General features: G+C 63.4%; 11 protein-coding genes and 1 riboswitch. Of the genes, 9 read left to right on the forward strand and 2 right to left on the reverse strand.

Features of this window, described 5'->3' with window-relative positions; all coding sequences use genetic code 11:
* Window positions 1-89: 89 nt before the first annotated feature.
* Together PEP31012_RS22285 and PEP31012_RS22290 are read right to left on the reverse strand one after the other, a co-directional pair.
* Entirely contained in the window at window positions 90-1,688 is a 1,599-nt protein-coding gene (locus PEP31012_RS22285) for a 3,4-dehydroadipyl-CoA semialdehyde dehydrogenase (RefSeq protein ID WP_150591442.1), read from the reverse strand.
* A 36-nt stretch (window positions 1,689-1,724) separates the two neighbouring features.
* Window positions 1,725-2,195 carry a DUF4863 family protein gene (locus PEP31012_RS22290; RefSeq protein ID WP_150591443.1) on the reverse strand — a complete coding sequence of 157 codons (471 nt, stop codon included), beginning with the start codon at window positions 2,193-2,195 and terminating at the stop codon, window positions 1,725-1,727.
* 271 nt (window positions 2,196-2,466) lie between these two features.
* On the opposite strand from PEP31012_RS22290, the gene PEP31012_RS22295 reads away from it, so the two are divergent.
* The 9 genes from PEP31012_RS22295 to PEP31012_RS22335 all read left to right on the forward strand — a co-directional run.
* Window positions 2,467-3,381: a helix-turn-helix transcriptional regulator gene (locus tag PEP31012_RS22295; RefSeq protein WP_150591444.1), complete on the forward strand. Its 915-nt coding sequence runs from the start codon at window positions 2,467-2,469 to the stop codon at window positions 3,379-3,381.
* 112 nt (window positions 3,382-3,493) lie between these two features.
* Window positions 3,494-5,149 carry a 2,3-epoxybenzoyl-CoA dihydrolase gene (boxC, locus tag PEP31012_RS22300; protein WP_150591445.1) on the forward strand — a complete coding sequence of 552 codons (1,656 nt, stop codon included), beginning with the start codon at window positions 3,494-3,496 and terminating at the stop codon, window positions 5,147-5,149.
* 99 nt (window positions 5,150-5,248) lie between these two features.
* Window positions 5,249-6,676: a benzoyl-CoA 2,3-epoxidase subunit BoxB gene (gene boxB / locus PEP31012_RS22305; RefSeq protein WP_150591446.1), complete on the forward strand. Its 1,428-nt coding sequence runs from the start codon at window positions 5,249-5,251 to the stop codon at window positions 6,674-6,676.
* Between the two features lie 47 nt (window positions 6,677-6,723).
* Window positions 6,724-7,980 carry a benzoyl-CoA 2,3-epoxidase subunit BoxA gene (boxA, locus tag PEP31012_RS22310; RefSeq protein ID WP_150591447.1) on the forward strand — a complete coding sequence of 419 codons (1,257 nt, stop codon included), beginning with the start codon at window positions 6,724-6,726 and terminating at the stop codon, window positions 7,978-7,980.
* 280 nt (window positions 7,981-8,260) lie between these two features.
* Window positions 8,261-8,842 (forward strand): DJ-1/PfpI family protein, encoded by a 582-nt coding sequence (locus tag PEP31012_RS22315; RefSeq protein WP_150591448.1) that lies wholly within the window; start codon window positions 8,261-8,263, stop codon window positions 8,840-8,842.
* 354 nt (window positions 8,843-9,196) lie between these two features.
* Window positions 9,197-10,537: a hypothetical protein gene (locus PEP31012_RS22320; protein WP_150591449.1), complete on the forward strand. Its 1,341-nt coding sequence runs from the start codon at window positions 9,197-9,199 to the stop codon at window positions 10,535-10,537.
* Window positions 10,538-10,672: 135 nt separating this feature from the next.
* Window positions 10,673-10,780: riboswitch (ZMP/ZTP riboswitch) on the forward strand.
* Between the two features lie 97 nt (window positions 10,781-10,877).
* Complete coding sequence (gene glyA / locus PEP31012_RS22325; RefSeq protein WP_150591450.1) at window positions 10,878-12,125, forward strand: serine hydroxymethyltransferase; 1,248 nt, start codon at window positions 10,878-10,880, stop codon at window positions 12,123-12,125.
* Window positions 12,126-12,143: 18 nt separating this feature from the next.
* Window positions 12,144-12,626, forward strand: coding sequence for a transcriptional regulator NrdR (gene nrdR, locus PEP31012_RS22330; protein ID WP_150553050.1), 483 nt, complete (start codon window positions 12,144-12,146; stop codon window positions 12,624-12,626).
* A 468-nt stretch (window positions 12,627-13,094) separates the two neighbouring features.
* Window positions 13,095-16,177: autotransporter outer membrane beta-barrel domain-containing protein (locus PEP31012_RS22335; protein ID WP_150591451.1), on the forward strand; the 3,083-nt coding region annotated here is incomplete at its 3' end.

Genomic DNA, 16,177 nt, shown 5'->3' on the forward strand with positions numbered 1-16,177 from the left:
CGCGCGGCGTGAGGACTTGTCGACGCTCTGGCGGCGCCTGAATGAATCACCTTGACTGCGACGGTTGGCGACGATGGCTCAAGAATAGGTTACGCCTTCGGGAGTTCGACAGCATCCTGCGTGATTGCTTCGATCAGCGCGGCGGGGCCCTGCACGGCCGAGCGCACGTGATAGAAGCGCAACGCGCGCAATCCCCCCAGTTCCTCACCGCCGCCGGCCCGGCCCGGGCCACCATGCAGCGATTGGGGCATCACATTGCCGTGCCCCGTCTGGGTTTTCGTGACCGACGGATCGACCGCGTGCACGCGACCATGGGCGTCGGCCAGCGCGAGCGCGGGGGCACGCATGGCCACGGCATCGTTGCTGTACAGCGAGACGACGAGAGAGCCCTGCCCACGTTTGGCCAGCGCGACCGCTTCCTCGAGATCGCGATAGCCAACGAGCGTGGCCACGGGGCCGAACACTTCGGTGTCGTGCACACGCTGGCCGCTTGCCCCATTGCGCAAGCCGAGCAGCACAGGGGCGACACACGCGCTGTCGGCACCGGCGTCGACGAAAGCGGCCTTGCGATCGCCGTCGAGGTTCCCGTCGTAGAGGGTTTCGGCTTCCGCCTGCAAGTGGGCGATGCCGTCGAGCACGGCGCGCTTTTGCGCCAGACTGACGAGCGAGCCCATCTTGACCGCTTCGTTGCGCGGATTGCCGACGACCGTCCTGGCCAGACGCTCGGCAATGGCGGCCGCCGCCGCGTCGAAGTGCTCGACGGGGACAATCGCGCGCCGAATGGCCGTGCATTTCTGGCCGGCCTTGACGGTCATCTCGCGCGCCACTTCGCGCACGAACTGATCGAACGCGGCAGTGCCGGACGCCGCGTCGGGCAGCAGGACGGCACTGTTCAGGCTGTCGGCCTCGACGTTGATGCGCGCCGAGCGTTCGGTAAACGCCGGATGGGCGCGCAGCGTGGCGGCGGTGTCGGCCGAGCCGGTGAAGGAGACCACGTCGAACGGGCCGATCCGGTCGAGCAGACCGGCGGCGGTGCCGCAGATCACCGACAGGCTGCCCGGCGGCAGCAGCCCGGCGGCGACGACATCGGCCACCATGCGCTGCGTGAGCCAGGCCGTCGAGGTCGCCGGCTTGACGATGACCGGCACGCCCGCAAGCAATGCGCCGGCCGCCTTCTCCCACAGTCCCCACGCGGGGAAGTTGAACGCGTTGATGAACAGCGCCACTCCCGGCGTCGGACGGAACACGTGACGCACGGCGAACGACGCATCCTTGGCCAACGGCACCGCGGCGCCGTCGAGCAGCGTGTGCGCATCGCCCAGCGTCGCGCCGAGCTTGGCATACGTCGACAGCGTGTAGATGGCTCCGTCGATGTCGACGGCGGAGTCGGTGGCGACCGTGCCCGAATTGGCGGTGGCGATCGCGTAGTAGTCGTCGCGGTTCGCCTGCAGGGTGGCGACGATCTGCGCGAGTCGCTGCGCGCGTTCGCCGTACGACAAGGCGCGCAGCGCGGGGCCGGCGACGTCTCGCGCAAAGGTGAACGCGGCGTCGAGATCGAGGCCGGCGCTCGACACGAAGGCGAGCGTCTCGCCCGTCACGGGATCGGTGAGCGCGGTGGGGGCACCGCCGCCGGCCACCCATTGGCCAGCGACGTAATTTTCCAGCAAGGCGGGGGAATGCATGGGCATGAACCGAGGGATATGAAGGACGTGGCGGGCGCCGGATCAGGCGCTGTGCGTGAATTCGATGGCGCCGCCGGGCAACAGGTACAGCACCAGAGCGCGCCCGCTGGCCACCGTCGGTCGATGCGCCGTGCCGGGACCGTAGACGCACCAGCCCGCCGGATGTCCGTCGAACGTTGCGCCGGGGGTGAGCGGCATGATCAGATCGATTTCGCCGTTCGGATGCACGTGGTGCGGGCCGGCCAGATCGGCCATGTCCACCACGTCGACGGAAAAGCCGTGCGTGTCGGGGGTGGGCTTGATGACGCGGCCGTAACGAATGCCGCCGCCTTCGCGGTTGCACAGCCAGCCTTCGGCAACGCCGGTGCGGCAGGCGTCGGCCAGCGCTTCATACCCTGAGGAGCCGGCACCGTAATGCGCATTGAGCCAGTCGGCGAGCGGGGCGTCGAGGGTGCGGCCATCGAGCTGCCGTGTCAGGTCGGCAATCAACGCCTGGAATTGGGGCACATCCATCCATGTCTCCTGGGGACGTCGCAGTCACCACACCGGTCGCAGCGGCAGCACAAAAGCCCGGGACATCCTGGGCCGGCATTGCCTGGGCAATGGGCTATCGGTCGCGCATCACGGTTGGCGCACTGTCTGTTGATATGACGCCGATCAACGGCACGACTCGGCTTGTCCGGTCCGCGTTTGCTTTTTTATCGGCGCATGGTGAAAATTAGAGCATGCAATTTTGGCTGTCAAGCAATATATTACATGTTATCTGCTTCGAGGATCTCGCCTGATGAATAAGAGTGCGCAAGCCGATGGGGTGCCGACGGCGCGAGGCGCCAGTGAGAAAGACCCATTTCTGGTCGCGTTGGGCGAGCGGGTGCGCACGCTGCGCGCCCGGCGTGGCCTGACGCGCAAGGCGCTGGCGCTGGATGCCGGCGTCTCGGAGCGTCACGTGGCCAACCTGGAGTCGGGCGTCGGTAACGCGTCCGTGCTGTTCCTGCGGCAGCTCGCACAGGCACTAAATTGCACATTGGCCGAAATCGTGGGTGACGAGACGACGTCGTCGGCCGAGTGGCTGCTCATCCGTGACATCCTGCACGGCCGTGACGGCGAGGCGCTCACGCGCGCGCGCCAGGCGCTCAGCGAGCTGTTTGCCGGTAGCGAGCGCGACCCGGACCGGCGCGGGCGCATCGCGCTGATCGGGCTGCGTGGCGCGGGCAAGTCGACGCTGGGCCGCATGCTCGCCGACGACTTGCACGTGCCGTTCGTCGAACTCAATCGCGTGATCGAACAACTGGCCGGCTGCCCGCCGTCGGAGATCTATTCGCTGTATGGCGCGAGCGCTTATCGTCGCTATGAGTTGCGTGCGCTCGAAGCTGTCGTGGCTGAGCATCCGCGCGCCGTGATCGCGTCGCCGGGCGGTATCGTGAGCGACGCCGCGACCTTCAACTTCCTGCTCACCCACTGCTATACGGTCTGGCTGCAGGCGTCGCCCGAAGAGCACATGAAGCGGGTGGTGGCGCAGGGCGATCTGCGTCCGATGTCGGGCAACGCGGAAGCGATGGACGACCTCAAGCGCATCCTGACCGGCCGGCAAGACTTCTACGCCAAGGCCGATATGAGCTTCGACACCAGCGGGCGGGTGCTGGCCGATGCTTATCTGCAATTGCGCGGACGCCTCGCCGTGCAATTGTCGTCAGATTGACCGCCATGTTAATGCAAAATAATTCATTTTTATCTGGATAATTAGTTGACGCTGACGTTGTACTGCACTATATTGCAATCCAACAAGATCATTATTCGTGTTGGAGGCAATCATGTTCGGCAAACCCCACGTCGACTATCGTACGGATCCCACGCAGTACAAGCACTGGAAACTGAGCTTCGAAGGCCCGGTGGCGACGCTCGCCATCGATATTTCGGAAGACGGCGGCATTCGCGAAGGCTACAAGCTCAAGCTCAATTCGTACGATCTCGGGGTGGACATCGAACTGCACGATGCCGTTCAGCGCATTCGCTTCGAGCATCCGGAAGTCAAGACGGTGGTCGTCACCAGCGCCAAGGACCGTGTGTTCTGCTCCGGCGCGAACATCTTCATGCTCGGTCTGTCGACGCATGCGTGGAAGGTCAACTTCTGCAAGTTCACCAACGAAACGCGTAACGGTCTGGAGGATTCCAGCCGTCATTCCGGCCTGAAGTTCCTCGCTGCCGTGAACGGCGCGTGTGCGGGCGGCGGCTACGAGCTGGCGCTGGCCTGTGACGAGATCTATCTGGTCGACGACCGTTCGTCGTCGGTCGCGCTGCCGGAAGTGCCGCTGCTGGGCGTGTTGCCGGGCACCGGCGGCCTCACCCGCCTGACCGACAAGCGTCACGTGCGCAACGACCGCGCCGACATCTTCTGCACCATCGTCGAGGGCATTCGCGGCGAGCGCGCCAAGCAATGGCGCCTGGTCGACGAAGTGGTCAAGCCCGCGCAGTTCGCACAAACGGTGTCGGCCCGTGCGCTGGAACTGGCACAGGGCAGTGATCGTCCGGGCGGCAAGGGCGTGACGCTCACGCGCCTTGAGCGCACCGACGAGCCGGACGCCATCCGCTATGAATTCGTCGAGGTGGAAATCGATCGCGCCAAGCGCACCGCCAGCCTTACCGTGAAGGCGCCGACGTCCGCGCCGCCGGCCGACATCGCCGGTATCGAGGCTGCGGGCGTGAACTGGTGGCCGCTGAAAATGGCGCGCGAACTCGACGACGCCATCCTCAACCTGCGCACGAACGAACTGGATATCGGCACGTGGCTGCTGCGCACCGAGGGCGACGCGAAACACGTGCTGGCGGCCGATGCGTCGCTGCTGGCGCATCAGGATCACTGGCTGGTCCGCGAGACCATCGGCATGCTGCGCCGCACGTTTGCGCGTATCGACGTGTCGTCGCGCTCGCTCTTCGCCCTGATCGAACCGGATTCGTGCTTCACCGGCACGCTGGCCGAATTCGCCTTCGCGGCCGACCGCACCTACATGGCGGCGTTGCCCGCCAGCGAGGAAGACGAACCGGCAATCACGCTCACGGAAGTCAACTTCGGCCTGTTGCCGATGGTCACCGATCAATCGCGACTGGCACGGCGCTTCTACGAAGATGCGGCGGAACTCGACGCCGTGCGCGCCACGATCGGCCGCCAGGTGCGCCCCGATGAGGCCGAGCGTCTCGGGCTGGTCACCGCCGCGGTCGACGATCTCGACTGGCCGGACGAAATCCGTATTGCGATCGAGGAGCGTGCGGCCATGTCGCCCGACGCGTTGACCGGCATGGAAGCGAACCTGCGCTTCAACGGGAAGGAGACGATGAATACCCGCATTTTCGGCCGTCTGTCGGCGTGGCAGAACTGGATCTTCATCCGTCCGAACGCCGTGGGCGAGAAGGGCGCGCTCAAGGTCTACGGCAAGGGCAACAAGGCGCAGTTCGATCTGAACCGCGTCTGACGGATGGGCTGCACCGCCGCCAGTGACGGACGCCGGGCGGCGGCGGTGCCAAGCGACACGTTTATCACAGCATACGTACGAGACACGAGGATTCCCACGATGGCTTCGATCAACTACAGCGAGAAGATCCCCAACAACGTCAACCTGTCGGACGACCGCACGCTCCAACGCGCGCTCGAACAGTGGCAGCCGAATTTCCTGTCCTGGTGGGGCGACATGGGCCCGGAAGGCTCGCACGGCTTCGACGTCTATCTGCGCACGGCGGTGAGCGTGGATCCCAGCGGCTGGGCGCACTTCGATCACGTGAAGATGCCGGACTATCGCTGGGGCATCTTCCTCACACCGGGCGACGCCGATCGCAAGATCCACTTCGGCGAACACAAGGGCGAGGCCGCGTGGCAGGACGTGCCGGGCGAGCACCGCGCGAACCTGCGCCGAATCATCGTCACGCAGGGCGACACGGAGCCCGCGTCGGTCGAGCAGCAGCGTCACCTTGGACTCACGGCGCCGTCGATGTACGACTTGCGCAACCTGTTCCAGGTGAACGTGGAAGAAGGCCGCCACTTGTGGGCGATGGTCTACCTGCTGCATCGCTATTTCGGCCGCGACGGTCGTGAAGAAGCCGAAGCGCTGCTCGGCCGTCGCTCGGGCGACGAAGACAATCCGCGCATTCTCGGCGCGTTTAACGAAAAGACGCCGGACTGGCTGGCGTTCTACATGTTCACGTATTTCACCGATCGCGACGGCAAGTTCCAGCTCTCGGCACTGGCCGAGTCGGGCTTCGATCCGCTGGCGCGCACCACGAAGTTCATGCTGACCGAAGAAGCGCACCACATGTTCGTGGGCGAATCGGGCGTCTCGCGCGTGATCGCTCGCACGGCGCAGGTGATGAACGAGCTGAAGACCGACGACGTCGCCAAGCTGCGCGCGGCCGGCGTGATCGATCTGCCGACAATCCAGCGCTATGTCAACTTCCACTATTCCGTGACGATCGACCTGTTCGGTGCGGATCAGTCGTCGAACGCAGCCATCTTCTACAGCTCGGGCTTGAAGGGCCGTTATGAAGAGAGCAAGCGCGACGACGACCATCAACTCAACGGCCAGATGTACCGGCTGCTGGACGTGGACAACGGCAGGCTCGTCGAGCGCGAAGTGCCGATGCTCAACGCGATGAACGAGGTGCTGCGCGACGACTACATCAAGGACTCGGTTGCAGGCGTGAATCGCTGGAACAAGGTGCTGGAGAAGGCCGGGATCGATTTCCGACTGACGGTGCCGCACAAGGCGTTCAATCGTCAGATCGGCACGTTCGCAGGCGTTCGCGTGTCGCCGGACGGCCGTGTCGTGAGCGAGGCCGAATGGGCCGCGCACGAGCGTGAGTGGCTGCCGTCGGCGGAAGATCGTGCGTATGTGGCGTCGCTCATGGGCCGCGTGACCGAGCCGGGCAAGTTTGCCAACTGGATCGCGCCGCCCCCGCTCGGCATCAATCGTCAGCCCATCGACTTCGAGTACGTGCGTTTCAACTAAGGCCAACGAGAGCCCAGGCGCGAGCCATCCCACAAGGAGACAGCATCATGAACGGCCCCGTTCCGGTCGAAGTTCTGAAGCAGCATCTGATCGATCCGGAGATCTGCATTCGCTGCAACACCTGCGAGGAGACGTGTCCGGTCGACGCGATCACGCACGACGAGAACAACTACGTTGTGCGCGCGGACACGTGCAATGGGTGCATGGCGTGTATCTCGCCGTGCCCGACAGGGGCCATCGACAATTGGCGCGACGTGCTCAAGGCCGACGCGTACGCGATCGACGACCAGTTCACGTGGGACGAGTTGCCCGTGCAGGACGACGCCCTTGCCGGTCAGGGCACGATCGGCGAGGCGGCGCCGGGCGCACCGGGGGGAGCGTCGGCCGATGCCGCCGAACCGGTCATTGCCGGCTCGGATTTCGTGCGCGGCTCGGTGGTGCCTCCGTGGTCCGCCGCGAAGCCTTACGTGAATCTTTACAACCACAAGGCGCCGGTGCAGGCCACCGTGGTCGGCAACTATCGCCTGACCGATGCGAGCACCGAGAGCGACATCCATCACATCGTGCTCGACTTCGGCAAGCAGCCGTTCCCGGTGCTTGAAGGACAGTCCATCGGCATTCTCCCGCCGGGCACCGCGAGCGACGGGCGGGCGCATCACGCGCGCCAGTACTCGATTGCCTCGCCGCGCGACGGTGAGCGTCCGGGGTACAACAATCTGGCGCTCACGGTCAAACGCGTGACGAAGGATCACCATGAACAGGCGGTCGGTGGGGTGTGCTCGAACTACCTGTGCGATCTGAAGAAGGGTGACGTGGTGAACGTGATGGGCCCGTTCGGCAGCACGTTCCTGATGCCGAACCACGCCGATTCGCACCTGCTGATGATCTGCACCGGCACGGGGGCGGCGCCGATGCGGGCGATGACCGAGTATCGCCGCCGTCGCCGTCTGAAGGGCGCAACCGGCAAGCTCATGCTGTTCTTTGGCGCGCGCACGCAGGGCGAACTGCCGTACTTCGGCCCCCTGCTCAACCTGCCGAAGGACTTCATCGACACGAATCTCGCCTTCTCGCGCAAGCCCGGGCAGCCCAAACGCTACGTGCAGGACGCCATGCGCGAGCGCGCGGCCGATGTGGCGGCGCTGCTGCGTCACGACCACACCTATATTTACGTGTGCGGGCTCAAGGGCATGGAGGATGGCGTGCTGCAAGCGCTGCAAACGATTGCAGGCGATGCCGGACTCGACTGGCAGGCCCTGTGGCAGCAGATGAAGTCGGAGGGGCGTCTGCATCTCGAAACCTACTGACGACAGACGATATCGGCGCGCGCCATGCCGAACAAACGGTGTGGCGCGGGCCTCGGCTTGACCGACGGCGTTTTGCGCCGGTTTGACACCGCGTGCTTCGGCACGCGGTTTTTTTCGTCTGTCAGCCGCCTGTCAGTCGTCAGTGGGGCGCCGGTGGGTCGTCGGGCTCTCGCCTGTCGAGGGGGATCGGGGGGCCGACGGTTGTCCCGGCGATGTCATCGGAATTGAGTAACATGGAGGGGCGGTTTCCCTTCCATTTTTTCTCTGAACGGAGAGTCACATGGGCAAGAAGCGGATTCTGGTACTGGCAGGCGACTATGTCGAAGACTACGAGTTGATGGTGCCGGTGCAGGCACTCATGGCCGTGGGGCACCGAGTGGAGGTCGTCTGCCCGGGCAAGAAGGCGGGCGACAAGGTGCGCACTGCGATTCACGATTTCGAAGGCGATCAGACATACAGCGAGAAGCGCGGCCACGACTTCACGCTCAATGCCACGTTCGACGGGCTTTCTCCCGCCGACTTCGACGCGCTGGTGATTCCCGGCGGCCGCGCGCCGGAGTATCTGCGGCTGAATGACGAGGTCGTCGCGGTCGTCAGACATTTTGCCGAGAGCGACAAGCCGGTGGCGGCGATCTGTCACGGCGCGCAGTTGCTGGCGGCGGCCGGCGTCATCGAAGGGCGCGAGTGTTCGGCGTACCCGGCCTGTGCGCCGGAGGTGCGGCTGGCCGGCGGGAAGTACATGGAGATCGGGATCGACGAGGCGCATACCGATGGCAATCTGGTGACCGCCCCCGCGTGGCCCGCGCATCCGGCGTGGATCGCGCAGTTCCTCGCCGTGCTGGGAACAAAGATCGAGCTTTGACGTCCGTTTGCGCCGACGCTCGCGCGTCCGAGGCGCGCGCGTGGGTGCATGTCGGTGTATGTCGGTGTATGTCGGCGCGTGTGGGGGCGTGTCGATGCATGTCCGGTGTGCGTCGGTGCATGTGGGGGCGTGTCGGCGCTTGGCGGGGTGTGTCGGCGCATGTGGGTGCGTGTCGGTGCGTGCTGGCGACGTCGGCATGGGTGTCGTCCATCACGCGCGGCGGATTTGTCCGAACTTGCCTCGTTTTCGAAAGCTTGACGTCCAGCGGCGCAGCAAGATCGGCCGATCTCAACCCGGTCGGTCGACAGGCGCTGCGCGCGCCGAAGCCCCGCCATACGACGAAGGAGAGTCGTGATGGACGTCAATGCTTATCCCTCTCGGGGCCATGCCGCCGGTTCGGCTGCCAGTGCCGCGCTCGCGCGGCCGAAACGGGCCGACGTGTTGCCGGAAGCCGGCCCGCTTGGAACGTTCGGGGCGGTCACCGGACACGACGGTAGCGGTGCGCCACTGCCTCCCATCGGGCCCTACGACTTTTCCGCCGCGCAGCGTGTGCACGACGCCCATCCGGCGGCAGTCTCCAAGGCTGCCGTTCGCCTGTCCTTTGAAGCGCACGCGCAAGCGCCGCAGTACGTAGTGAGCGCGTTTCCGAGCGCCTGGCATGCCACCCGGACGTGGCTGGCCTCTCGCCTGTTCGGCGCGTTGGGTCTGGCGACACCGACGGCAATGCTAGTGCGGGGGTGCTCGCTGGCGTTCGACGGCACCCAGGCGCCCGAGCGCATCTATCTGGCGACGACGTACCTGCCCATATACCGGCCCCTCGGTAAATGGCTGGAGGGGGAGGCGGCGTGGCGCGCGATCGAGGGGGCCGACGGCGCGCAACGCTTGCAGCGTACGCGCGGCGGTGACGAGGTGGCGGGGGCGCATGCCCGCAATGGCGCCCGCGAGGCCGGGCGACGAATGGCGCAAGTCCTTGCGCAGTCTGGCGGTGCGCCGGTCGATGCATTGACTGGCGCGTCGGCACAGGCCTATGCCGACGCCACGCGCATGCGCCACGACATGCGCGGTGTGCTTTGTGGTTGTCTCCCCGACGTCTATCAGTGCGCGTTGGCGCGTCAGTACGTCGCCGCGCTGTGGCTGGGCAACCGGGATCTTTGCCGCGACGTCATGAAAAACGTGGGTGTCTGGCGGGACAAGAATGACTTGCCCTACATGATGACGGTCGATTTCCGAGACTGCCTCGATGCAGGCCTTCAGGGCACGCTTGCCGATTTGACACCGTTTTGCGGCGGCGCGCCCCTCACGGCGTTTATCCGACGGCTGACTGGGCTGTCGCCAACCGCCGACAGCAAGACTGTGCTCGACGAACTGAAGAACCCGACCGGTGCGCGGGCCTTGGCAGCCGAGATGGCCTTCCGCCTCGGGCGAATCTCGGCGCACGACATCGTGCCCTGGGTCGACATGGCACACGACGTCGCCCGCGTGGCATCTCGCGCGGGCGAGGCGACCCCGGCGGCCGAAGACCGGCGCGACTTCGTGAATCATCTGCTGGATCGACGCGACCGTCTGGTGACACTGCTCGGCGGCGCATGGGCCGCCCAGGCGTGGACGCAACTGTACCCGACGCGCGCCCGCGCCATCGAGGCCCATCAGGCGCCGTTCCTGGGGCCGGTCATCGCCGCCTGCGATCGTCCATGAGCGCGCCGGATCGGACCGTCCGGCTGCCTCTGAGGCCGGCTCGAGAGGTAGCACTATATTGGTGCATGCGAGTCAACTGAGGCACGTTGCCGCTGGTTGCCTAACATCGCAAGCTCGCATAAACTATCGACGCCACAAACCCCGCGTGACTGGCGATTAGGGTGCACAGCCTAGTGTGCCCGAGGTGGAGCAACCCACCGGGAAGCGCCGGGGTCTTATTTGCCGTTCGCCTGGGCAGCCGTGATGGTTGGTGCTGCCCTGTCTATCGTCTTCCGAAGCACAAAGGAAGATGCGCTGCGCCATCCCTCCCGGAAAACCTGTTCAATTCAACGGAAACGCCATGTTCGACAAATCGAAATCCACCGTTGCCTCCGTCGATCCCGACGTTTGGGCCGCGATTCAGAAAGAAAATCAGCGTCAGGAAGACCACATCGAGCTGATCGCATCGGAAAACTACACCAGTCCGGCCGTGATGGAAGCGCAGGGCTCGCAACTGACCAACAAGTATGCGGAAGGTTATCCGGGCAAGCGCTACTACGGTGGTTGCGAGTATGTCGACATCGTGGAACAACTGGCCATCGACCGCGTGAAGGCGCTGTTCGGCGCCGAAGCCGCGAATGTGCAGCCGAACTCGGGCTCGCAGGCCAACCAGGGCGTGTACTTCGCCATGCTCAAGCCGGGCGACACGATCATGGGCATGAGCCTGGCGCACGGGGGTCACCTCACGCATGGCTCGCCGGTCAACATGTCGGGCAAGTGGTTCAACGTGGTGAGCTACGGCCTGAACGAGAACGAAGACATCGATTACGACGCTGCCGAGAAGCTCGCGCAGCAGCACAAGCCTAAGCTGATCGTGGCGGGCGCCTCGGCCTTTGCCTTGAAGATCGATTTCGAGCGTATGTCGCAGATCGCCAAGTCGGTCGGCGCGTACTTCATGGTCGACATGGCGCACTATGCCGGTCTGATCGCCGCCGGTGTGTACCCGAACCCGGTACCGCACGCCGATTTCGTGACGACGACCACGCACAAGAGCCTGCGCGGCCCGCGCGGCGGCGTGATCCTGATGAAGGCCGAGTTCGAGAAGCCGATCAACTCGGCCATCTTCCCGGGCATTCAGGGCGGCCCGCTCATGCACGTGATCGCCGGCAAGGCCGTCGCGTTCAAGGAAGCCGCATCGCCGGAATTCAAGGCGTACCAGGAACAAGTCGTGAAGAACGCCCGCGTGCTGGCCGAGACGCTGGTCAAGCGCGGCCTGCGTATCGTGTCGGGCAAGACCGAATCGCATGTGATGCTGGTCGACCTGCGCGCCAAGAACATCACCGGCAAGGCCGCGGAAGCGGCGCTGGGCGAAGCGCACATCACCGTCAACAAGAACGCGATTCCGAACGATCCGGAAAAGCCGTTCGTGACGAGCGGCGTGCGTCTGGGCTCGCCGGCCATGACGACGCGCGGTTTCAAGGAAGCCGAGGCGGAACGGGTCGGCAACCTGATCGCCGACGTGCTGGAAAACCCGGAAGACGCCGACAACCTGGCTCATGTGCGCGCACAAGTGGCTGAGTTGACGAAGCGTTTCCCGGTCTACGGCTAAGCCCCGGACGCGGCCCGCATGCGCTGCCCGTTCTGCCGTCACGACGACACGCAGGTCATCGACTCGCGTGAAGCGGAAGATGGCGCCGCCATTCGGCGGCGCCGGAAATGCCCGGCGTGCGACAAGCGTTTCACCACGTACGAGCGTGTCGAGCTGGCGATGCCGGCGGTCGTCAAGAAAGACGGCAGCCGCGCCGAGTACGACCGCGCGAAGGTGCGCGCCAGCATGCAATTGGCGATTCGCAAGCGCCCCGTGAGTGCCGAAGCGATGGATGCCGCGATTGCGCGCATCGAGTACAAGCTGCTGGCCGGTGCGGAGCGCGAAGTGATGAGTCAGCGCATTGGCGAGCTGGTGATGCGCGAGTTGAAGCGGCTCGACAAGATCGCCTACATCCGCTTTGCGTCGGTGTACCGCAGCTTCGAGGACATCGCGGAGTTCCGCGATGTGCTTGAGGAAATCGACAGCACCGACATCAAGCCCAAGCGCAAGCCGGTGGCCTGAGTCGACGACGACAATGCGAGAGCGCGTGTAATGCGTGTGACGCGTCTGAGCGCGCGCAGGCGGCCGTAAGGCCCGTTTGCCGGTAAGAAGGACGGAAAACCCGTCGTGCCCGAAAGGGCACGGCGGGTTTTTTTATGGCCGTCTCGATGTCGTGAGTAGGAATTAAAGCGGAATCGGGAAATGACCTAAATGTGCTATGCATGCCGTTATTTGCGGTGATTTTTGATGGCGCTTTTGGGTTAACCGAGCCAATAAATTCGCGCTATTTGAGGCATTTATGACGGGTATTTTTATTTATCGTTGTGATTTGTCTCAAAGTAATTAAATGCGATTTGTCGTAGGAAAATAGACCAAATCAACTTGCTGCAATCGAGAATTCGATTGTTCGTCTCCTAGAATCGCTCCCTTCCATTGACGACCCCCATGCCGCTCTCGAAGAGGCCGTGGCCGATGTCGTTGATTTTTTGAATGAAACCAAGGGAGTATCAGATGCTAGGAAAGCCTCAAAAGGTTGGCGCATTGCGTCAGACGAAGATTGGTATGGCGGTGGCGGCGATGGTGGCGGCTACGGCGTTCCCGACCGTCGCGGTGGCTGACGTTGAGACGGCTGATGTCATCGTTCAGCAGCATAAAGCGGACATCGTTAATGCGCTGGAGTCGCAAATTAAAGAGATTGCGAAGGCGAGTGACGAAAAGAATGACACGTTCAATCGGGAGAGAACTTGGCTATCTAGTGCGAAAAAGATCCAGGAAATTCTGAAGATTGAAGTTCTGGAAAAACGGAATCAACAGCTTGAAGAGATTGCGTCGATAGCTGATGAGATGCTCGAATTGGCCAATGTTGGAATCGATGGAGAGCCTCTGACGCATATCGACTGGATGAGCGTCGAGGATCTCAAAAAAATCAAGGAAGGTGCGAATTCCGTTGTCGCTGCGAGCGAAGAGGTGCGAGCCGCGGAAATGGGTAAATTCTCGGCTTTCCTGTCTCGTGAGACCCAAATCGAGACGATCGAGGCCGATGCGCTTGCGCTTTCGGAGAAGCTGGAAAGCGCCAAGGAAACGCTGAAGACGCTGAATATCGCTGACGGTCAGTCGTTGCACGAACTCGTCAACCGATTCGAGTTGAAGGCCGAGATGGCGAACGGTCAGGCCAAGGAAGTCGGTTCGTGGGCGGTCGATAACTTGAGCGGCAAGTTTGCCGATATCCAGAAGGCGCGTGGCGGCGATCTGATCAACGAGAAAACCATTCTTGAAATTACGCGGCGTTCTGGAGAAGCCTCGAATCCGTTCATTGGGTTGGAAAACTCGCGGCGAGACGTCGGTACGTTGCGTCTCTCAGAAGATGCGGATCACCGCTTGGACGTCAAGGACGGTCAGTTGAACATTCACCAGGGCACCGAGGGCTCTGGAACACTGGATATCGCTGTCGGAACAAACGGGACGCTGGTATTTGAGAAAGGTGGTCATGGAATTCGAAACAACGCTGGCACAGTATCCATAGCAGTCGGGACTGACCCCGAGACGTCCGGAGCAAATGGTGTCGTTGCGTTCCAAGCGGGTACTAGTTCAGGTAAGGCTTGGCTTTTCGCCCATGAGGGGGGGCGGCTGCGGTTTGAGGAAGGTTCCGACGCCGGTGCCAGCATTATCTCGATCCTGAATGGCGGCACCGTCAACTTTGTCGATGCCAGTGCCAAGCAGTCGACGATCACCAATTCAGGGAATCTCGATTTCATTTCCTCCTCCATCGGTGATGCCGCCATCCGCAACAACGTTGACGGCGAGATCATTTTCTCGAACTCGGCACTTGAAGGGGCGCATCTCGCGAATAGCGGCTATGCAGGTCTGCGGGCGACGTCTGGCGGCGCGTCGAGTATCGATAATGCCGTGGGCGGAACCCTCTCCTTCGACAATGCATCGCTCGAAAAGCTCACGCTCGACAATGAGGGCGTCGTCGCCATCTCCGACGCTTTCGGGGGAAATGCGACCATTAACAATCGTGCTTCGGGAGAAATGGCGTTTTTCAATACAGCCCTTGAAAACATTCATTTGTCCAATGAAGGCTCAATCGGTTTGCTCGGTAACACCACTGCGAACAACGCCTTCGTCAAAATGGACGGCGGCTCGCTGGATGTCTCGTTCGTTGGGGATGACATGGCCGAATCGTTCACGGTTGAGACCGGCCCTGACAAGCTAATTACGATGGGCTCGCTGTCAGGCACGGGGACCGTTATCACAGGGGAGACGGCCGTTGCGTTGGGCTCGGCCAACCAGGACGACGAATTCGGCGGCCGTTTCATGAGGACGATTGCTATCTCCGAACCGCAGGTCGAGGGTGAAGCGACGACGGAGACGACCGAGTCGGTTGCGCTTCGAACGCCGGCAGTCGCGAAGACGACTCAAGGCGTTCAACTGACCAAGATCGGCACCGGCAATCTCACGTTGACCGGCGATCAAAGCGAGGTCGATCGTCTGAGCATTCAGGGCGGCAAGTTGACGGCGGCGCACGCCAACGCGCTGGGCTCGGGCACAGTGAGCGTTGCCAGTGCCGGTACGATCGCGCTGGCGGCGGACGTCAGTGGTGTGACCGACTTCACGAATGCCGGGATGCTTGATCTCGGCACGAACAAGCTGGCCGTGCGCAAGTACGCGTCCAGCGAGGGCGCGAAGATCAATTCGCGCGTTGCGAAGCTCGGCGACGATTTGGCATTCGGCGCGATTCAAGTCTCGGAAAGCAGCGATTTCCGCACGACCAAGATCAAGGTCGCCGTCGACGAAGGCATTGAAGTCACCGATCTGCTCAAGCAGCAAGTGACGGTCGTGGACGCGCAGGGTGACGCCGAAGTGCAGATCGGTGAAGTCGAGTTCGGCAGCATCTCCACCGGCGTCGAGACCGACGGCGGTACCGATGGCAGCACCGACGGCAACACCGACGGCAGCACCGATGGCAACACCGACGGCCAAGTGACGATTACGGAGACCAGCGCGGTCAATTTCCTTGGGTCGGATGGCGGTTACAGCGCCAACGAACAAGCGGTGCTGGCGTCGGTCGACGGCGTGGCGGTGGGCGATCTGGCCTCGGGCAAGGTTGGCGGCAAGGTGCTCTCGGCCATGGCGCTGCAAACGGCGGGCTCGGAAGCGCAGCGTCGCTCGGCCCGTCTGCTCTCGGGTGAGTCGCTGGTGAACAACGCCACGGCCGCTCAAGGCGCGGCCACGTCGTTCCAGCGCGGCATGCAAACGCGCATGATCGCCGGCGGCTCGGTGTTCGACGACCAGACGACGAACGGCGCGATGTCGGCCGATAACGGCATCGCCGGTTGGGCCTCGTTCAAGGGCGGTAACGCCAGCCAGCGCGGCGACGGCATGTCGTTCGGCGTGAAGGGCCTGGACGGTGCGATCGGTATCGACAAGCGCGTGGGTCAGAACACGCTGGTGGGCGCTTCGGTGGGCCTGGGCAACCAGGAATCGAAGGCGAAGGGCATGCCGGGCGAGTCGAAGGTCAACAGCGTGAGCGTGGGTCTGTACGGTTCGCACCTGGCGGCCACGAACTGGTT

Origin of the sequence: Pandoraea eparura (assembly GCF_902459725.1) — a bacterium.
GTDB lineage: Bacteria > Pseudomonadota > Gammaproteobacteria > Burkholderiales > Burkholderiaceae > Pandoraea > Pandoraea eparura.